This window comes from Cellulomonas phragmiteti, assembly GCF_016862775.1.
GTDB classification, from domain to species: domain Bacteria; phylum Actinomycetota; class Actinomycetes; order Actinomycetales; family Cellulomonadaceae; genus Cellulomonas; species Cellulomonas phragmiteti.
On sequence record NZ_BONP01000004.1, the window covers coordinates 85,857 to 103,828 of the forward strand.

At 75.7% G+C, this 17,972-nt stretch carries 17 protein-coding genes; 12 read left to right on the forward strand and 5 right to left on the reverse strand.

All coding sequences use genetic code 11. From position 1 onward, the window contains the following. Positions 1–184 precede the first annotated feature (184 nt). The 5 genes from Cph01nite_RS05095 to Cph01nite_RS05115 all read left to right on the forward strand — a co-directional run bounded on the left by Cph01nite_RS05095 (position 185) and on the right by Cph01nite_RS05115 (position 5,483). Positions 185–1,030: a PaaX family transcriptional regulator gene (locus Cph01nite_RS05095; RefSeq protein WP_203671751.1), complete on the forward strand. Its 846-nt coding sequence runs from the start codon at positions 185–187 to the stop codon at positions 1,028–1,030. Positions 1,031–1,187: 157 nt separating this feature from the next. Further along, positions 1,188–2,834 (forward strand): AMP-binding protein, encoded by a 1,647-nt coding sequence (locus Cph01nite_RS05100; protein WP_203671752.1) that lies wholly within the window; start codon positions 1,188–1,190, stop codon positions 2,832–2,834. Next, the gene (locus tag Cph01nite_RS05105; RefSeq protein ID WP_203671753.1) at positions 2,831–4,021 is read left to right on the forward strand and encodes a thiolase family protein; all 1,191 of its coding nucleotides are present in this window, start codon (positions 2,831–2,833) and stop codon (positions 4,019–4,021) included. The genes Cph01nite_RS05100 and Cph01nite_RS05105 overlap by 4 nt, the downstream gene beginning before the upstream one ends. Before the next feature lie 47 nt (positions 4,022–4,068). Further along, positions 4,069–4,563, forward strand: a complete 495-nt coding sequence (locus Cph01nite_RS05110; RefSeq protein WP_203671754.1) for a MaoC family dehydratase — start codon at positions 4,069–4,071, stop codon at positions 4,561–4,563. Further along, the gene (locus tag Cph01nite_RS05115) at positions 4,560–5,483 is read left to right on the forward strand and encodes an SDR family NAD(P)-dependent oxidoreductase (protein ID WP_203671755.1); all 924 of its coding nucleotides are present in this window, start codon (positions 4,560–4,562) and stop codon (positions 5,481–5,483) included. The genes Cph01nite_RS05110 and Cph01nite_RS05115 overlap by 4 nt, the downstream gene beginning before the upstream one ends. Here the strand turns inward: Cph01nite_RS05115 and Cph01nite_RS05120 are convergent. Then, a complete protein-coding gene (locus Cph01nite_RS05120) occupies positions 5,452–6,411 on the reverse strand; it encodes a PaaX family transcriptional regulator (protein ID WP_203671756.1) in 960 nt (319 codons plus the stop codon). The genes Cph01nite_RS05115 and Cph01nite_RS05120 overlap by 32 nt on opposite strands. 109 nt (positions 6,412–6,520) lie before the next feature. Between Cph01nite_RS05120 and Cph01nite_RS05125 the strand changes: the two genes are divergently transcribed. The 6 genes from Cph01nite_RS05125 (at position 6,521) to Cph01nite_RS05150 (ending at position 13,981) form a co-directional block, all read left to right on the forward strand. After that, the gene (locus Cph01nite_RS05125) at positions 6,521–7,378 is read left to right on the forward strand and encodes a fumarylacetoacetate hydrolase family protein (protein WP_203671757.1); all 858 of its coding nucleotides are present in this window, start codon (positions 6,521–6,523) and stop codon (positions 7,376–7,378) included. After that, on the forward strand, positions 7,375–9,471 hold the full coding sequence (locus Cph01nite_RS05130; RefSeq protein ID WP_239069041.1) for an acetate--CoA ligase family protein: 2,097 nt from the start codon (positions 7,375–7,377) through the stop codon (positions 9,469–9,471). Before Cph01nite_RS05125 ends, Cph01nite_RS05130 begins: the two co-directional genes overlap by 4 nt. Then, positions 9,468–10,736 carry an FAD-dependent monooxygenase gene (locus Cph01nite_RS05135; protein WP_203671759.1) on the forward strand — a complete coding sequence of 423 codons (1,269 nt, stop codon included), beginning with the start codon at positions 9,468–9,470 and terminating at the stop codon, positions 10,734–10,736. The genes Cph01nite_RS05130 and Cph01nite_RS05135 overlap by 4 nt, the downstream gene beginning before the upstream one ends. 162 nt (positions 10,737–10,898) lie before the next feature. After that, complete coding sequence (locus Cph01nite_RS05140; protein WP_308439419.1) at positions 10,899–11,186, forward strand: HNH endonuclease; 288 nt, start codon at positions 10,899–10,901, stop codon at positions 11,184–11,186. A 126-nt stretch (positions 11,187–11,312) separates the two neighbouring features. Further along, entirely contained in the window at positions 11,313–12,059 is a 747-nt protein-coding gene (locus tag Cph01nite_RS05145; RefSeq protein ID WP_203671761.1) for an ABC transporter ATP-binding protein, read from the forward strand. A 5-nt stretch (positions 12,060–12,064) separates the two neighbouring features. Next, the gene (locus Cph01nite_RS05150) at positions 12,065–13,981 is read left to right on the forward strand and encodes an FtsX-like permease family protein (protein ID WP_239069056.1); all 1,917 of its coding nucleotides are present in this window, start codon (positions 12,065–12,067) and stop codon (positions 13,979–13,981) included. Positions 13,982–14,046: 65 nt separating this feature from the next. Here the strand turns inward: Cph01nite_RS05150 and Cph01nite_RS05155 are convergent, their stop codons facing one another. Then, complete coding sequence (locus Cph01nite_RS05155; RefSeq protein ID WP_203671764.1) at positions 14,047–14,784, reverse strand: SDR family oxidoreductase; 738 nt, start codon at positions 14,782–14,784, stop codon at positions 14,047–14,049. Between the two features lie 176 nt (positions 14,785–14,960). Here Cph01nite_RS05155 and Cph01nite_RS05160 point away from each other — a divergent pair, with 176 nt between their 5' ends. Beyond that, the gene (locus Cph01nite_RS05160; RefSeq protein WP_203671765.1) at positions 14,961–15,566 is read left to right on the forward strand and encodes a class I SAM-dependent DNA methyltransferase; all 606 of its coding nucleotides are present in this window, start codon (positions 14,961–14,963) and stop codon (positions 15,564–15,566) included. A gap of 58 nt (positions 15,567–15,624) precedes the next feature. Here Cph01nite_RS05160 and Cph01nite_RS05165 read toward each other — a convergent pair whose 3' ends face one another. Genes Cph01nite_RS05165 through Cph01nite_RS05175 form a run of 3 tightly spaced genes read right to left on the reverse strand, consistent with a single transcriptional unit; the run spans position 15,625 to position 17,967 of the window. After that, positions 15,625–16,146 (reverse strand): GNAT family N-acetyltransferase, encoded by a 522-nt coding sequence (locus Cph01nite_RS05165; protein ID WP_203671766.1) that lies wholly within the window; start codon positions 16,144–16,146, stop codon positions 15,625–15,627. A gap of 52 nt (positions 16,147–16,198) precedes the next feature. Next, positions 16,199–17,491: a flavin-dependent oxidoreductase gene (locus tag Cph01nite_RS05170; RefSeq protein ID WP_203671767.1), complete on the reverse strand. Its 1,293-nt coding sequence runs from the start codon at positions 17,489–17,491 to the stop codon at positions 16,199–16,201. An 11-nt stretch (positions 17,492–17,502) separates the two neighbouring features. Further along, positions 17,503–17,967, reverse strand: a complete 465-nt coding sequence (locus Cph01nite_RS05175; protein WP_203671768.1) for a DUF3237 domain-containing protein — start codon at positions 17,965–17,967, stop codon at positions 17,503–17,505. Between the last annotated feature and the right edge of the window lie 5 nt (positions 17,968–17,972).

The following is a 17,972-nucleotide window of genomic DNA, read 5'->3' on the forward strand; positions in this document are numbered from 1 at the left end:
CCTCAATTCTCCGTTGAATCTCGGGTGACGGGCGCGCAGCTCCGCTCGCCGTCGGGACCGACCAGCGCTCGGACCATGCATGACACTCGTCCAGCAATCGTGCAGTCGAATGTCACGTGTGTCAATGAGTCGGCGCGGCCTCGAGACCGGTGGGGCGCCCCGGGGTCGTGCGAGAATCGCGCGCATGTCGTCGCCGCCCGTGGACGTGCCCGAGGCGGACCGCGCCGAGGCCCGGCGGCGGCCCGAGCAGCTGCTGCTGGCGTTCATGGGCGAGCTCATGGTGACCGGCGGGACCGGCCCCCTGCCGGCGTCCGTGCTCATCGCCGTGCTCGGTGACCTGGAGGTCGGCGAGGCCGCGACGCGCGCCGCGCTGACCCGGATGGCGGCGCGTGGGCTGCTCACGCCCGTCCGCGTCGGGCGCACGGTGACCTACGGGCTGACGCCCGAGAGCGAGCGGGTGCTGCAGGAGGCGCGGGGCCGCGTCTTCGACCGCGACCCGTTCGCGCCCCGCGGGCCGGGCTGGACCCTCGTGAGCTTCTCCGTCCCGGAGAAGCGGCGCGACCTGCGGCACCGCGTGCGCGCGCAGCTGGCCTGGGCGGGGTTCGGGCTGCTGCGCGACGGGCTGTGGATCGCCCCGGGGGAGGTGGACGTCGCGCAGGCGCTCGGGGGCGTCACCGACCGGCGCGACGACGACGAGCTGGAGCTGCTGGCGTTCCGGGCGCACGAGGTGCCCGGGTTCTCCGCGGCGCGCAGCGTGCGGACCGCGTGGCGCCTCGAGGGCATGCGGGAGCGGCACGAGCAGTTCCAGCAGCGCTGGTCGGGCCGGGAGTCCGAGGTCGCGTCGGCGCTGCGGGACGTCACCGCGCTCGTCGCGGACTGGCTCGACCTGCTGCGGGCGGTGCCGCGGCTGCCCGCGGAGCACCTCGCGCCCGACTGGCCCGCGGCCGCGTCCGTCGCGACATTCCACCGCCTGCACGCGGTCCTGGCAGGGCCCGCGCGGGACGAGCTCGCGCGCCGGCTGGAGCGCTGAGCCGACGGCGCCACGCACCGCCCGGCAGGGTCCGTCATTCGACATCTGCCTGACGATCGTCACGAGAATGCTTGACGTCGGCAGTGCCCGGCGGGCACCATCGGCACGTCAGCAGCCGCCGCGTGCTCGGCGCGGCCCGCCCACGAGGATGTGAGCAGTGGCAGACGTCCCGTCGTCGTCCGGTGACCTCGGTCGCGCCAACTACGCGACGATCTGGGACGCCGTGGCCCGTGCCGTACCCGACCGCGTGGCCGTGCGGACGGACGCCGAGGCCCTCACGTACGCGCAGTTCGAGGAGACCGCCGCACGGCTCGCCGCGACCTTCGTCGAGCACGGCCTGGGCGTGGACTCGACCGTCGCGGTCTTCATGTACAACCGCGTCGAGTACCTCACCACGCTGTACGCGGCGTACAAGATCGGTGCGATCCCGGTCAACATCAACTTCCGCTACCAGGGCGCCGAGCTCGCCGAGCTGCTCGAGATGTCGCGCCCCGCCGCGCTGGTCTACCCCGCGAGCCTCGCACCCGCGGTCGTCGACGCGGCCGCGCGCCGCCCGCTGCCCGGGCTCGTCCTGGTCGTCCCCGACGACGCCCCCGCCGACGCGCCCCCGGCGCCGGGGACGCCCTTCGCCGCCGCCCTCGACGCCCCGCCGCTGCCGCCGCAGGAGCGCGGCCCGGAGCACCGGATCTTCATGTTCACGGGCGGCACCACGGGCCGCCCCAAGGCCGTCGTGTGGACCCACGGCAACCTCTTCGACAGCCAGCTGTTCTCGATCTACGGCGCCCTGCCCGTCGACCCGCCGACGTCGCTGGACGACGTCACGCGCATCGCCGCCCGCGACGACCTGCCCCGCACGGTGTGCCTGCCGCTGCCGCCGATGATGCACGCGACCGCGCTGTTCAACGTCATGAACGCGATGGTCCTCGGCGGCACGGTGGTGTTCCTGTCCACGGCCCGGTTCGACCCCCGCGCCGCGCTGCGGGCCATGGCGGAGCACGGCGTCACCCGCCTCGTCGTGGCGGGCAACGCGATCGTCGCCCCGCTCGTCGACGCGCTCGAGGCGGGCGCCGGCGCGGACGTCTCACGCCTCACCACGGTCCTCAGCTCCGGCATGGTGTGGTCCGACGACCTCAAGCGGCGGTTCCTCGCCCACGCGCCCGGCGCGACGCTCATCGACATCGTCGGGTCGAGCGAGGGCGGCCCGTTCGCCTACGGCGTCGTGCGTGGGCCCGACGACCTGCCGTCCCGGCCGCGGCTCGCCCCCGGGGCCCTCGTCCTGGCACCGGACCACACCCCGGTGGAGGAGGTCGGGGAGACCGGGGTGCTCGCCTACCGCGGCGCCATGCCGCTGGGCTACCACGACGACCCGGTGCGCACCGCCGAGACGTACCCCGTGATCGACGGGGTGCGGCACGTGGTGCCGGGGGACTGGGTGCGCGTGCTGGGCGACGGCTACGTCGAGCTGCTCGGCCGCGGCTCGGGCGTCGTCAACACCGGCGGGGAGAAGGTGTTCCCCGGTGAGGTCGAGAAGGTGCTGCTCGCGCTGCCCGGGGTCGTCGACGCGGTCGTGCTCGGCCTGCCGGACCCGCGCTGGGGCGAGGTCGTCACGGCCGTCGTCGTCACCGCGCCGGGCGCCGCGCTCACGGCCGAGCAGGTCCAGGACGAGGTGGGCCGGCACCTCGCCGGGTACAAGAAGCCGAGGAGGCTCTACGTGGTGGGAGAGATCGAGCGCAGCCCCAGCGGCAAGGTCGACATGCGCCGGCTGCGACGGCGGGTCACCGAGCTGCGGGAGGCCGGCCGGTGAGGTTCACCGACGTCCACATCCCGTTCGGCCTGAGCTGGACCTCGCCCTTCGCCAAGTGGCAGGGCCCGCTCGCCGACCTCAACAGCCTGGACATGGCCGTCGACGTCACCGGCCGCGCACTGGCCGACCGCGGCCTGCCCCCCGAGGAGATCACCGAGTGGACCCTGGGCTGCACGGTCCCGCAGCAGCACGCCTTCTACGGCGTCATGAACGTCGCGCGCCGCCTGGGCGCCGGGGACCACGGCGGGCCGTGGATCTCCCGGGCGTGCGCCACCTCGGCCGCCGTCATCGAGCACCTCGCCACCCAGGTGCAGCTCGGTGCGCACACCACCACGATCGGCGTGGTCACCGACCGCACCAGCAACGGCCCGCTCATGCTGTGGAGCAGCGGACGCGGCCCGGGCGGGGCGCCCGTCAGCGAGCACTGGGTGCTGGACCCCATGAAGCTCGACCCGACCACCGGGCAGAGCATGAACGACACCGCCGAGAACACCGCGCGCGCCGCCGGCTACACGCGCGAGCAGGTCGACGAGGTCGCGCTGCTGCGCCACGAGCAGTACCGCAGCGCGCTGGCCGACGACCGGGCGGTCCAGCGCGCGTACATGGTCCCCGTGCGCGTCCCGACGCGCCGCGGCGAGGAGTGGGTCACCGAGGACCACGGCGTCTTCCCGACGACGGCCGAGGGCCTGGCCCGGCTGCGGCCCGTGGCCCCCGACGGGGTCGTGACCTACGGCGCGCAGACGCACCCCGCCGACGGGTGCGCGGGCGTCGTCGTCGCGAGCGCCGCGCGGGCACGCGACCTGGGCCGGGACGGGATCACCGCGCAGGTCCTCGCGACCGGCTTCGCGCGTGCCGAGCCCGCCTACATGCCGCGGGCACCCGTGCCCGCGGCGCGGCGCGCGCTCGCCGACGCGGGCGTGGACGTCGCGGACCTCGACGTCGTGACGACGCACAACCCGTTCGCCGTCAACGACCTGTGGTTCGCCGAGCAGACCGGCTACCCGCTGGAGCGCATGAACCCGTACGGGTCGTCCCTTGTCTACGGCCACCCGCAGGGCCCGACCGGTGCCCGCGCGGTGACCGAGCTGATCCACGCGCTGCACGCGCGCGGCGGCGGGACCGGCCTGTTCACCGGCTGCGCCGCGGGCGACGCGGCCGGTGCCGTCGTCGTGCGCGTCGACGGCTGACGAGCCCACCCACCCACCCGACCCGACGACGAGAGCGAGCACCGCCGATGACCTCCGACCCCGCAGCCCCGCCCGCCGACGCGCCGCCCACCCCCACGACGGTCCCGCTGGCCGACCTGAGGTCCGCGGTCGGCACGACGTTCGGCCCGTCGTCCTGGCGCACCATCACCCAGGAGCAGGTCGACCGGTTCGCCGACCTGACGGGCGACCACAACCCGATCCACCTCGACCCGCAGTACGCGGCGGGCACCCCGTTCGGCGGGACGATCGTGCACGGGTACCTCACGCTCGCGCTGGTGGTGCCGCTCATGGCCGAGGTGGTCGAGGTGACCGGCGTGGGCACCGGGATCAACTACGGGCTCGACCGGCTGCGGTTCCCGGCGCCCGTGCGGGTCGGGTCGCGTATCCGCGTGACGTCGACGCTGACCGCCGTCACCGAGGTGCCGGGCGGGTACCAGGCGGTCTACGAGAACACGTTCGAGGCCGAGGGGCAGTCCAAGCCCGCCGCGGTCGCCGTGATGATCGTGCGGTACTACGCGTGAGCGGGGCCGTGGACCTGACCGGCCGGGCGGCCGTCGTCACGGGGAGCGGGCAGGGCCTGGGGCGCGCGTACGCCCGGGCGCTCGCCGCGGCAGGGGCGGGCGTCGTGGTCAACGACGTGAACGCCGACGCCGCGCAGGCGACGGTCGACGCGATCGTCGCGGACGGCGGTGCGGCCGTCGCCGTGGTCGCGCCCGTGGGCCCCACGCAGACCGCGGACCGGCTGGTCGCCGCGGCGGTCGAGGCCTACGGGCGCCTCGACGTGCTCGTCACCAACGCCGGGGTGCTGCGCGACCGCGTGCTGTGGAAGACGGGTGACGAGGACTTCGACCTCGTCGTCGACACGCACCTGCGCGGCACGTTCACGTGCGCCCGCGCGGCGGCCGTCCACATGCGCGAGCGCGGCGAGGGCGGCCGGATCGTGCTGGTCGGCTCGCCCGCCGGGCAGCACGGCAACTTCGGCCAGACCAGCTACGCGGCCGCCAAGGCGGGGATCGTCGCGATGGCCCGGACGTGGTCGCTGGAGCTGGCGCGGGCCGGCATCACCGTCAACGCCGTCGTCCCGACCGCGATCACCGCGATGACCGCGACCATCCCCGTCTACGCCGAGGTCGCCGCGGCGTACGACCGGGGCGAGCCGCTGCCGCGCGTGGTGCGCCAGGAGCACGCGCTGGGCGGGCCGGAGGACGTCGCGCCGCTCGTGGTGTGGCTCGCGTCCGACGCGTCGGCCGGCGTGACCGGTCAGGCCATCGGCATCGGCGGGGACAAGCTGTCGCTGTACTCCGTGCCGCAGGAGGTCGGCGTGACGTACCGCGAGGGCGGGTGGAGCGCCGAGGCGATCGGCGAGGCGTGGCAGAGCACGCTCGCGCCGCACCGTCAGCCGAGCGGGATCACCCTGCCGCCGCTCGACCCGCCGGCGTGAGCGGCGCGGGGCGCGGCCCGGGCGGGTCGGCGGCGACCGAGAACTGCACGACCCGGTCGGCGAGCTCGGGCGCGTAGCCGCCGATCACCTGGCGCACCCGCACCGAGGCGGGGGCGCCGAGCTGCTCGTACGTGTCGAGGAACAGGTCCCGGGCGTGGTCCCGCGGCCAGTCCGCCGGCAGCAGCCGGCGGGGCAGGTCCGGGTCGACGCCCGGGAACGCGCGCCAGGCGTCCATGAGCTCGGTACGCCGGACGAGGGCGTCGACGGGGGAGATCGCGCCCTTGCCGAGGGCCGCGTGCGTCGGCTCCCAGGTCGCGACGAACCCGCGGTACAGCTCGGCGAGCCCGTCGAGGTCCCACGCGCTCTCGGGGGTCAGGGTCCCCGGCGGCAGGGCGGGGCAGGTGGCGACGAACGCGGTGGCGCGCGTGACGCCCAGGGTGCCGAGCTCGGCGAGCGCCTCGTCGTGGCGGGCGTGCGGGGAGATCCACAGGGCGTCGTAGAGCGGCGCGAACCCGAGCCAGCGCAGCCGGGTGCGCAGGGCCTCGCGCGCGGAGCGGTTCGCCTCGGGCACGCTGAAGGCGACGAGGCTCCAGCGGCCGTCCCAGTCGGCCCGGTCCCCGGCGCCGAACGCGACGATGCGGTCGGCGCCCGCGAGCATGACGCCCTGCGCGCGAGGGGTCAGGGAGTAGAACGTGTGGCGGCCGCTGCGGGTCGAGGCGAGCAGCCCGTGCTTCACCATGCGGCTGAGCGCGGCGCGTGCGGCGACGTCGCTGACGCCGAAGTCGGCGAGGAGGTCCACGAGCGCAGCGGACGGCAGGGGGTCGGTCTGCCCCCACCAGTAGTCGCCGAGGAGCGTCAGCAGCAGGCTCGGTGGGGACCCGGCCCGGGTCCGTGGTGTGCGTCCCTCGCTCTCCGTCGTCCGTGCCACGGATGTCTCCCCTCCCGCCAGGCGCCACCCCCGGTGGCAATGCTTGACACATTCTACGTCGCTCGCAGATAGTCGTGTCACATTCGAGCCAGCTCGGGAGCCACTGACGATGAGGTTAGCCAGCACCCACGACGCACGCCTGCACGCCGTGCTCGGCGACCGGTCCGTCGACCTGACCGACGCCCTCGGGCTGCGCCCCGGGCCCGGCGGCCCCCTGCTGGCGTTCCTCGAGCACGGCGGGTCGATCGCCGAGCTCCAGGCCCTCGATCTCGACGCGTGGCCGTCCCAGCCGCTCGACCCCCGCCGGCTCGCGGCGCCGATCGCCCGGCCCGGCAAGGTCGTCGGCGCCCCCGTCAACTACCGCGACCACCAGGTCGAGATGCACGAGCAGCGCACGATCGCCGACTACGGGGTCTTCCTCAAGGCGAGCTCGTCGGTCATCGGCCCGGGGGAGCACATCCGGCTGCCGTACCGCGACGTCCGCACCGACCACGAGGGCGAGCTGGGGGTGGTCATCGGCCGCACCGCCCGCTGCGTCCCGCCCGAGCACGCCCTGGACCACGTCTTCGGGTACACCCCGGTCCTGGACGTCACGGTCCGCTCCGGCGAGGACCGCTCCACCCGCAAGTCCTTCGACACCTTCACGCCGCTGGGCCCGTGGGTGACCACCGCCGACGAGGTGCCCGACCCGGGCGCGCTCGAGCTGCGCTGCTGGGTCGACGACGAGCTGCGCCAGCACGCGTCCACCGCGGACCTGCTCTACGACGTCGCCGAGCTGATCGCCTACACGAGCCACGTCATGACCCTGCACCCCGGCGACGTCATCGCCACGGGCACCCCCGCGGGCGTCGGGCCCATCGCCGCCGGCCAGCGCGTCGCGGTCGAGATCGCGGGCCTCGGCCGCCTGGAGGTCGGCGTCACCGACGAGGGCGCGATCGCCTACGCCGACCGGCCCGGCCCCCGGTGAGCGCCGCCCCGACCGCGGCGGGTCACGCGCCGCACGCACCCGGCGGCCGGCCGCTGGACGCGATGTTCCGCCCGGCGAGCATCGCCGTCGTCGGCGCCTCCGCCCACGCGGGCAAGGCGGGCCACGCGATGCTCCAGGCGCTGCGCCACTTCCCCGGCACGCTGCACCCGGTCAACCCGCGCGGCGGCGAGGTCCTGGGACGCCCCGCCCTGACGTCCCTGCGCGAGTCCGGCGGGGTGGACCTGGCCGTGCTCGTCGTGCCGCCGGACGCGGTGCCCGGGGCCCTGGAGGAGGCGGCCGACGTCGGCGTGCGCGCGGCCGTGGTCTGCGCGGGCGGGTTCGCCGAGTCCGGGCCGGACGGCGCACGGCTCCAGGAGCGCGTGGTGCGGGTCGCGCAGGACGCCGGCATCCGGCTGCTCGGCCCCAACACCTCCGGGTTCATGAACCCGGTCGACCGCACCACGGCCAACTTCATGCCCGCCGTGGCGGACCTCGCGCCGGGGTCGGTGGGCGTCGTCGCGCAGTCCGGCGGCGTGAACCTCGCCCTGGCGTTCCTGCTCGCACGGGCCGGCGTCGGCCTGCGGCTGGGCGTCGGCCTCGGCAACGCCGTCGACGTCGACTTCCCCGAGCTGCTGGACCACCTCGCGCAGGACGACGCGACGACCGCGGTGGGCCTGCACGTCGAGGGCGTCGCCGACGGCCCCGCGCTGGTCGCCGCGCTGCGGCGGGCCACCGCGCTCAAGCCGGTCGTCGCGTTCAAGGTCGGACGGTCCGACGTCTCGGAGTTCGCGCGGTCGCACACCGGCGCGCTGACCGGCTCCTACGCCGTCACCCGCGCGGCGCTGCAGCAGGCCGGGGCGGTCGTCGTGGACAGCCTCGAGGAGATGGTCGCCGCCCTGGTCGCGCTGCGGGCGGTGCGGCTGCCCGCCGCCGCGGACGTCGGCGTCGGCCTGCTCACCGGGCAGGCCGGCCCGGGCCTGGTCGTCACCGACGCGCTCGGCGCCCGGGGCCTGGCCCTGCCCGCCCTCACCGACGCGACGCAGCGGCGCCTCACCGAGCTGCTGCCGCCCCTGACGTTCCAGCGCAACCCGGTCGACACCGGGCGCCCGTCGGCGACGTTCGGCGACGTGCTCGGCGCCGTCGTGGCCGACCCGGGCATCGACGTCGTCGGGGTGTACGCGCTCGACGAGCCGGGCGTCCTCGACCCCGTCGCCGCGCTCGGGCCCGCCGCGGGCCGCGTCCTGCTGGCCAGCGGCGGGCCGCCGGACGCCCTGGCCGCCCACCGCGACGCGCTCGCCGCGATCGGGGTGCCGATGCTCGCCGGCCCCGGCGAGCTCGCGTCGGCCCTGGCCGCGGTCGTCGCCGACGCCCGGGGGCGCAGCGTGCAGGACGCCCCGCCGGCGGCGCCCCGCCGGGCGCTGGGCCGCACGCTCGACGAGCACGAGTCCAAGACCTTGCTGGCGTCGGTGGGTGTGCGCACCCCGGCGCGGCGCGTCGCGGCGGACCGGGCGCAGGCGCACGCGGCGCTCGCGGACCTGACGCGCGGCGGCGGGCGGGTCGTCGTCAAGGTGCTCGACGCCGAGGTGCTGCACAAGTCCGACGTCGGCGGGGTGCACGTGGGCGTCGGCGACGCCACCGCCCTCGAGCGGGCGCTCGGCACCATCGACGCGATCCCGGCAGGGAGCGGCGACGTGACGCCTCGCCGGTACCTGCTCGAGGAGCAGGCGGCACCGGGCACCGAGCTCATCGTCGGGGCCGTGCGGGACCCCGCCTTCGGTCCCGTCGTCCTGCTGGGGCTCGGCGGGGTGGCCGCCGACCTCGGCCGCGAGCCCGTCCTGCGGCTCGCACCCCTGTCCGTCGCGCGTGCGCAGGAGATGGTCGAGGCGCTGCCGCCGGCCGTCCTCGCGGGCTTCCGCGGCGCCCCGGCCGTCGACGTCGCGGCCCTCGCCGATCTGCTGCGGACCGTCGGCGACCTCGTCTGCGACCACGGCGACCTCACCGAGCTGGACCTCAACCCGGTCCGGATCACGGCCGAGGGCCCCCTCGTGCTCGACGCCGTGGTCGTGGCCGCACCCCCGAGAGGAGCACCATGACCGGCCTGAGCGCACCCCCCGCCGAGCCCGCCGAGGGGGTCGGCCCCGCCGACGAGGCCGACCGCTCCCGCGTCGTCGTCGTCGGCGCCGGCCCGGTCGGCCTGACAGCCGCGCTCGCGCTGCGGGCCTACGGGATCCCCGTCACGGTGCTCGAGGCCGGGCCCGAGGGGCGCCAGCGGCCCGGCAGCCGCGCGATCTTCACGCACAGCCAGACCCTGCAGATCCTCGACCGGATCAGCCCCGGGCTCGGCGCCGAGCTGTCCGCGCACGGCGTCTACTGGAACACCCAGCGCACGTTCCACGCCGGCAAGGAGGTCTACGCCAAGACCTTCCCGGACCCGCCCGCCGGGGTGTACCCGCACTTCACGAGCCTGCCGCAGGTGCAGATCGAGGCGTACCTGCACGCCCGCGCGGTCGCGGCGGGGGTCACCTTCGCGTGGGAGCAGGAGATCGCGCAGGTCACCGCCACCGACGACGGGGTCGTGCTCACCACCACCGCCGGCCGCCGCTGGGACGCGTCGTACGTCGTGGGGGCCGACGGGTCGCGCTCGGTGGTGCGCAAGCAGGTCGGGGCGCGCATGGAGGGCGGCAAGGACGACGGCTGGTACGTCGTCGTCGACGTCGCCGAGAAGGACGAGCCCACGCTGCCGCGCGAGCGGCACTTCCACTACGCGCACCCGGCCGTCGACGGGCGCAACGTGCTCGTCGTGCCGTTCGCCGGCGGGTACCGGGTGGACCTGCAGCTCGTCGACGGGGACGACCCGGAGGCGCTCGCGTCCGACGACGGGGTCCGCACCTGGCTCGACGCGGTGCTGCCGCCCGGGTACGCCGACCGCTCCACGTGGGTGTCGACGTACCAGTTCCTGCAGCTCGTCGCCCATGACTTCGCCGACCCGCACCGTCGCGTGCTGCTCGTGGGGGAGGCGGCCCACCTGTTCGCGCCGTTCGGTGCGCGCGGACTCAACTCGGGGGTCCCGGACGCCGAGGCCGCCGCCATCGCGATCGCCGCGGCGACCCGCGCGTCGGGCCCGGCGGCGCGCACGCCCGTCGAGGCGTTCGCCCTCGCGCGCCGGTCCGCCGCGCTGTTCAACCGCGACGCCGCCGGGGAGGCGCTCGCGCACCTGCGCCCGGACGCCGAGGTCGCCGCACGGATCAGGGCGGCCGCCGAGCGCGCCCCCGAGGACCCCGAGGCCTCCGTCTGGCTCGAGAAGGCCCCGTACGGCCCGCGAGGCGTCCACCGCGCGGACACGGTCTACCGGTACTGACCCCGGGCGGGCGTCGTCCGCCTCGTGCGCGGCGAGGCTGCGCACCGCGGCGCACGACGACTCCTACGCTCACCGCATGGCCAGCACGACCCGCCGGGTCCGCGTCGCGCGTCGTCGTCGGCGTCGCCTCAGCCAGGTCGACAACGATCTCACCGACCCGCAGTGGCGGCCGCGCAGGCGGCGTGGGGCGGCTGCGCCTACTGCGGTGCGGTGGGACGCCCGCTGCAGCGGGACTGCGTCCTGCCGGTGTCCCGCGGCGGGCGGTACACCGCGGACAACGTCGTCCCGGCGTGCGGCTCGTGCAACGCGAGCAAGTGCAACGCCGAGGTCACCACCTGGCTCCGCCGCAAGAAGCTCGACGAGCGGGCGTTCCTCCAGCGGCACGCGGAGATCCGCGCCGCACTCGCGCTGCAGCACCCCCCGGGCGAGCCGCCGGCCACCGCCGGCTGACCCACCACACGGGCACCTCCATCGAAGGATGGAACCCTCGCAGGGCCGTCCTCCGAGGCTCGATGGGCACCCCGCCCGGTTCCTAGGTTCGAGATCGACACCACGACTCGACCACGGGAGCACCCCATGACCACCCTGACCACCGAGGTGACGCGCACCGCCGTCCGCCTCGTCGACGTCCACCGGACCTACCCCGCCCTCGAGCCCGTGCACGCGCTGCGCGGCGTGTCCCTGGAGCTGCTCGCCGGCTCCGTGACGGCCGTCGTCGGGCAGTCCGGCTCGGGCAAGTCCACGCTGCTGAACTGCGCCGCAGGGCTCGACACCCCCACGCGCGGCTCGGTCGTCGTCGGCGGCCACGACCTCACCACGCTGCGGCCCGACGACCTCACCCGGTTCCGCCGCGAGCACGTCGGCTTCGTCTTCCAGGCGTACAACCTCATCGGCCACCTCACGGCCCGGGAGAACGTCCGGCTGCCGCTGCTGCTCGCAGGCCGTCAGGTCGACGCGGCGTGGGAGGCGCGGCTGCTGGAGTTCCTCGGCGTGCCGCACCTCATGGACCGGCTGCCCGGTGAGCTGTCCGGCGGGCAGGCCCAGCGGGTCGCGATCGCGCGTGCGCTCGTCACCCGCCCCGCCGTGGTCTTCGCCGACGAGCCGACGGGCGCCCTGGACTCCCGGACCGGCGCCGCGGTGCTGCAGGTGCTGCGGGACACCGCGCGCGAGCTCGGGCAGACCGTCGTCGTCGTGACGCACGACGCCGGGGTCGCGGCCGCCGCCGAGCGCGTCGTCGTCCTCGCGGACGGCCTCGTCGTCGACCAGCTCGAGGCGCCCACCGCCGAGCAGGTCACCGCCCGCCTCCTGTCGACGGGGCGGTGAGCGCCATGTGGAAGCTCGCGTCCTCGGGCGTCCGCGCCCACCGCGGCGCCTTCGCCGGCACCGCCGTCGTCCTCGCCGTCGCGGCGGCCGTCCTCGCCGTCACGGGCGTCCTGCTCGAGTCGGGCCTGCGCACGCAGGCGGCCGGCGACCTCGCCTCCGGCGGGCTGCTCGTGTCCCTCGCGTCGTCGTACGCCGGCACGCTGCTCGTCGTCGTCGTGATGGTCGTCGCGGCGACCGTGAGCCTCGCGCTGCGCAGCCGCCGCCGCGAGTTCGCGCTGCTGCGGGCCGTCGGTGCCACGCCGGCGCAGGTGCGGCGCGCGGTCACGCTCGAGGTGGGGGTCGTGTCGCTCGTCGCCGCCCCCGTCGGCGCACTCGCGGGCCTGGTCGGCGCCCGCCTGCTGGACCCCCTGCTCGTGCGCGCCGGGATGGTCGCACCGGACTTCACGTCGGCGCTCTCGCCGCTGCCCGTGCTCGCCGCCGTCGCGCTGATCGCCGTCACCGCCGTCCCGGTGGGCCGGCTCGGTGCACGGGAGGCGGCGCGCACCGCACCGACGGCGGCCCTGCGGCTCAGCGCCGTCGAGGACCGCGAGGTCGGCCGCGGCCGGCGCGTCACGGCCCTGGTGATGACGCTCGGCGGGCTGGGGACCGCCTTCTCGAGCCTGTGGATCCCGGGCACCCTGGGCGGGGCCACGGCGTCCTTGTCGGCGTTCCTGCTCATCGGCGCGGTGGCGCTCGCGGGTCCCGTCGTGGTCGGCTGGATCTTCGACCGGCTGGCGCGGATGCGCCCGGGCGGGCGTCCGGCCACGGTCCTCGCCGTGCGCAACGTGCGCGGTTTCTCGCGCCGGCTGACGACCGTCGTCGTCCCGCTGGCCCTGGTCGTCGCCGCCGCGACCGTCCAGACGAGCGTCAACCGGGCCGTCACGACGGCCGCCCAGCAGCAGTTCGTCGCGGCCGTCACCGCCGACCTCGTCGTCACGCCCGCCGCGGACGCGGCACCGGACGACGTGGCACCGGACCTGGCGGCACCGGATCTGGCGGCGCAGGTCGCCGCGGTGCCGGGTGTGGCCGCGGCGGTGCCGCTCGCGACCGTGCCGGGCCAGGTGCGCACCGACAGCGAGGGCGGTGCGCTGGCGTGGGAGGCGACGGCGCTGCGCGTCGTCCCCGCCGGGACGACGGCGCTCGACCCCGGCGTCGTCCGGGGCTCGCTCGCCGACGTCGGGACCGCGGACACCGTGGCCGTCAGCACCGACACCGCGTTCCAGACCGGTGCGGGGGTGGGCGGGACGCTCACGCTGCGGCTCGGCGAGGACGTCGTCGACGCGACGGTCGTGGCGGTCTACTCCCGCGGCCTGGGCGTCGCCGGCCTCATCGTCGGCCCGGCCACCGCGACGGCCCACGGGCTGCCCGTGGTCACCGACACCCTGCTCGTCGACGTCGCCCCGGGCGCGGACCTGGCGGGCACCGCCGCCGCGATCACCGCCCTGGGCGCGACGGCCGCCGACCCCGGGACCCACGTCGCCGCGGCGATGCGGTCGGCCGGCGGCGAGAACGACGTCGGGACCGCGCTCCTGCTGCTGCTGCTCGCCGTCGTGGCGGTCGGTGCGGCGAGCACGCTGGCCATGACGACGGTGGCGCGCCGCGAGGAGCTCGCGCTCCTGCACCGCACGGGCACCACCCGGCGCCAGCTCATGGCGATGACGACCGTCGAGGCGACCATCACCGGCGTGACGGCGTGGGTCGTCGGGACCGTCGCGGTGGTCCCGGCGGTGGTCGGCGTGAGCGCCGGCCTGCTCGGTGGCCCGCCGGTGGTCGACGTGGCGGCGTACGCCGTCGTCAGCGCGGGCGTGGTGCTCTTCGCGCTGGTGGCGACGGCGCTGGCCGCCCGCCCGACGACCCGGGTGGCGACGGCCGTCGCGTCGTGACCGCGACAGCGTGAGGGGTTGCCGTTGTCTGCCGACGGCAACCCCTCACGTTCCCGCGCGCCGGGTCAGCTGCCCTGGCCCATGCTCCACATCGCCCACGTCTGCGTCCGCATCTCGCGCGGCTGCTGCAGCGTGGTGACGATCGCGTGGGCGACCATCTCGGGGCGCAGGTAGTCCGCGAGCGACGGGTCGCCCTCGGTGCGGCCCCTGCCGATCGCGAACTCCGTCTCCACGCCGGCGGGGTTGATCGTCGTCACGCGGATCCCCTTCTCCCGCAGCTCGCGGTCGATGCCCCCCGCGAAGCCCTGCTGGGCGAACTTCGTCGCGGCGTACACGGCCTCGTCGGGCCCGGAGCGGAAGCCCGCGACGGACCCGACGATGACGACGTCGCCCGCACCGGCCGCGAGCATCGGCGGCAGGGCCGCGCGCACCGTGAAGACGGTGCCGGTGACGTTGGTGTCGATCATGGTGCGGACGTCCTCGTCGCTGCCGTGGAGCACCGAGCCGTAGGAGCCGATGCCGACGTTGGCCACGACGGAGTCCAGGCGGCCCCACGTGTCCAGGGCCGCCTGCACCAGGCGGGCGTTGTCGGCGGGCTCGCGCACGTCCATCTGCACCGGGACGACCCGGTCGCTGCCGAGCTGCTCGGCGAGCTCGGTGAGCCGCTCGAGCCGGCGGGCGCCGACGACGACGTGGGCTCCCGCGGCGACGAGGGCCTCGGCCGTCGCACGTCCGATGCCGGCGGACCCGCCGGTGATGGCGACGACGGTGCCGGTCAGGTCACGGGGCTGCATGAGGGTCATGCTCGTGACGGTACGCACCCGGGCCGCGCGGCGCGCGGTCCGGGGTGCAGGATGGTCGACGTGACCTCCTGGCACCTGAACGTCGGCGAGCACGACGGGGTGGTGCGCGACCGCGCGACGGAGCCCGGCGCGTACGACGACGAGTGGCTCACCGGCGCCACGACCGGCGACCGCGGGTGACGTCCCCGGAGGGCGTGCGCCAGGCGTACGGGCTGCTCGCCGAGCGGTACACCGACCTCTTCGGCTCGCTCGAGCAGACGCACCCCGACGACCTCGCCTTCATCGACCGGCACCTGCGCCCGCTGTCCGGGCCCGTGCTCGACCTGGGGTGCGGCCCCGGGCACCTCAGCGGCTACCTGCGGACCATGCACCCCGACGTCACCGGTATCGACCTCGTTCCCGAGTTCGTCGCCCACGCGCGGCGAGCCCACCCCGACGTGCAGTTCGAGGTGGGCTCGGTGCTCGACCTCGATCGTGCGCCGGGTGCGGTCGCCGGCGCCCTGGCCTGGTACTCGCTCATCCACCTCGCACCGGAGCAGCTGGACCGTGCGCTCGCCGCGGTCCGGCGCGTCCTGGCGCCGGGAGGGTCGCTGGTGGTTGGGTTCTTCGACGGACCCGCCCACGAGCCCTTCGCGCACAAGGTCACCACCGCGTACCGGTGGCCGGCCGAGGAGATCGCCCGCCGCCTCGCGCTCGCGGGGTTCGTCGAGCGCGAGCGGGTGCATCGCCCCCGAGAGGGCGGGCATCGGCCGCACGCGGCGATCGCAGCCACCGCCGTCTGACCTCCGACCGGGGTGCGGCGGGGTGCGACCGCGTCGTCAGACGGCCGCACCCCGTGACTCACGCGCCGCCCGTCCTGACCAGGTACCGGCGCTTCGGTGGCCCGTCGCCCGTGTGGACCAGGTCCTGCAGCACGCCGCCGCACCGCTCGATGGTCCGCGCGGATGCGATGTTGTCGTCGTCGCACGTCACGAGCGCCCGCTCGACGCCGACGGACCGGGCGAGCGCGAGCGCACGGCGCAGGATCTCGGTGGCGTACCCGCGTCGGCGGTGGGCCGGTCGGACGGCGTAGCCGATGTGGCCGCCGACGTGTGCGAGGGTCTCGTTGAGCTCGTGCCGGACGGACACCCGGCCGACGATCTCGCCGCCGACGTCGGCGACGAGGAACGTGGCTGCGACGCGCCCGGGCCGCAGCTCCACACCCGCGCGCTCGTCGGCCAGGTCGGCGAGATACCCCGGCCAGTCGTCGCGTCGGCCGTCGGGGAGGAAGTCGAAGCCCTCGGCAGCGAGCTCGTCGTGCGCGAGCCGGGCCCCGGGCTCGTCGGCGGCGGTGAGCGGTCGCAAGGCGAGTCCGGCCGTCATGCCTCGAGGCTGGCAGAGGTCCTCCGAGATCGGGCAGCGGTTTTCGCGGTCGTCACCGGACCGGCACGCCGACCGTCGCGCCCGGCGCGATCGTCGGTCCCGCCGCGTTGAGCTGCTCGATCGCGAAGCCGGCGGCGGCCTTGTACGCGGCCATGAACGCGGTGCGCTCGATCTCGGGGACGACGTCGTCGATGTCGTCGAACTCCCCGCCGCAGCGCTCGTCGACGAGGTCGAGCAGCCCGAAAGGCCCGGCGCCGCGGTTGCGCAGGACGAGCTGGGAGACGGGGCCGCACAGCTGCTCGTCGACGGCGCGCAGGGCCGCCGGGTCCACGCCGTGCCGCAGGATCGCGGCACCGAGGTGGCGAGCGTCCATGACCGCCTGGCTCGCGCCGTTGGAGCCCGTCGGGTACATCGCGTGGGCGGCGTCGCCGATCAGCAGGACCGGGCCGTCCTGCCACGTCGGGACGGGGTCGCGGTCGATCATGGGGTTCTCGTAGACCACCTCGGCGCGGCGCAGCAGGTCCGGGACGTCCAGCCAGTCGTACGTCCAGCCGTCGAAGTGGTGCGCGAACTCCTCGATGCCAACCTGCCGGAACCAGCCGCTGCGCTGCCAGGCGGTGTCGTCGACCCGCAGCTCGGCGATCCAGTTGACGGTCGCCAGCCCGGTGACGGGGTCGGTGGGGGAGATGGGGTAGACCACGACGCGGTGCCGGGCCGAGCCGAGCCCCACGAACGACGACCCGGTGCGCACCGGTGCCGCCTGCGTGGTGCCGCGCCACATCATCGTGCCGCCCCAGTGGATCGGCGGCTGGTCGGGGTGCATCTGCGCGCGGACGGCCGAGTGGATGCCGTCGGCGCCGATCAGCAGGGTGCCGTGCTCGTGCCAGGGGGTCCCGTCGGCGGACGTCCCGGTCGCGGTGACGGTCCCGTCGTCGTGCTTCTCGTACCCCGTCACGCGGTGACCGAGCCGGATCGCGTCGGCGCCGGCCCGGTCCTGCAGGGTCCGCGCGAGCAGCAGCTGCAGCCGGCCCCGGTGCACGGCGTACTGCGGCCAGCGGTAGCCGGCGAGCCGTCCCCGGGGCTCGCTGTAGACGTCGTGGCCGTTGCGCCCGACCAGCGCCCACTCCCGGGCCTCGATGCCGATGCCGTCGAGCGCGTCGGGGCCGATGCCCAGGTCGTCGAGCTCGCGCACCGCGTTGGGCTGCAGGTTGATGCCCACGCCCAGCGGCGCGAGCTCCCGCGCGCCCTCGAGCACCGTGCAGCTGACGCCGATCTGGTGCAGCGTCAGCGCCACGGCGAGGCCACCGATGCCGCCGCCCGCGACGACCACGTGCGGTCCGGTCATGTCCAGGGTCCTCATTCCACGCTGTAGAGGTCGATCTGCACGGTGCTCGCGTGGCGGGCGCCCGTGCCGACGAACACCATCCGGTTGAGCCAGCGGTAGTCCGGGTGGCCGCTCTCGAGCCGCGCGGTCGAGCGCATGGAGTACGCCTCGGGGGGCGTGGGGGCGCCGGAGGCGAGCCGTGCCATCACGTCGGGCGGCCCGTACCGGTAGCCGCGGTTGACGACCTCGACGAGCGCGCCGTCGGGGGTCCGGAACGCGTACCGGGCGTCGAGCTCCGCGACGTCGTCGTGCAGGACCGTCTGCCAGTCCGCACCGAGGTCGAGGATGGTCCCGCTGACGCGGCCGGTCACCGTGCCGCCGACGATGGGGATGATCCTGCGCTGCCCGGTCCGGCCGAGGCCCAGGTCCAGGACGGGCGAGAGCTCGACCTCGAGGGTGCAGAACGGCTGCACGGTCGGTGGCGGCAGTGCCAGCAAGGGTC

Bases quoted from the DNA above. Each gene is read 5' to 3' on its own strand.
- Cph01nite_RS05170 (WP_203671767.1), bottom strand. From the start codon at position 17,491: ATGACCGGACCGCACGTGGTCGTCGCGGGCGGCGGCATCGGTGGCCTC.
- Cph01nite_RS05165 (WP_203671766.1), bottom strand. From the start codon at position 16,146: ATGACGGCCGGACTCGCCTTGCGACCGCTCACCGCCGCCGACGAGCCC.
- Cph01nite_RS05110 (WP_203671754.1), top strand. From the start codon at position 4,069: ATGACCTCCGACCCCGCAGCCCCGCCCGCCGACGCGCCGCCCACCCCC.
- Cph01nite_RS05125 (WP_203671757.1), top strand. From the start codon at position 6,521: ATGAGGTTAGCCAGCACCCACGACGCACGCCTGCACGCCGTGCTCGGC.
- Cph01nite_RS05150 (WP_239069056.1), top strand. From the start codon at position 12,065: ATGTGGAAGCTCGCGTCCTCGGGCGTCCGCGCCCACCGCGGCGCCTTC.
- Cph01nite_RS05095 (WP_203671751.1), top strand. From the start codon at position 185: ATGTCGTCGCCGCCCGTGGACGTGCCCGAGGCGGACCGCGCCGAGGCC.
- Cph01nite_RS05135 (WP_203671759.1), top strand. From the start codon at position 9,468: ATGACCGGCCTGAGCGCACCCCCCGCCGAGCCCGCCGAGGGGGTCGGC.
- Cph01nite_RS05155 (WP_203671764.1), bottom strand. From the start codon at position 14,784: ATGACCCTCATGCAGCCCCGTGACCTGACCGGCACCGTCGTCGCCATC.
- Cph01nite_RS05145 (WP_203671761.1), top strand. From the start codon at position 11,313: ATGACCACCCTGACCACCGAGGTGACGCGCACCGCCGTCCGCCTCGTC.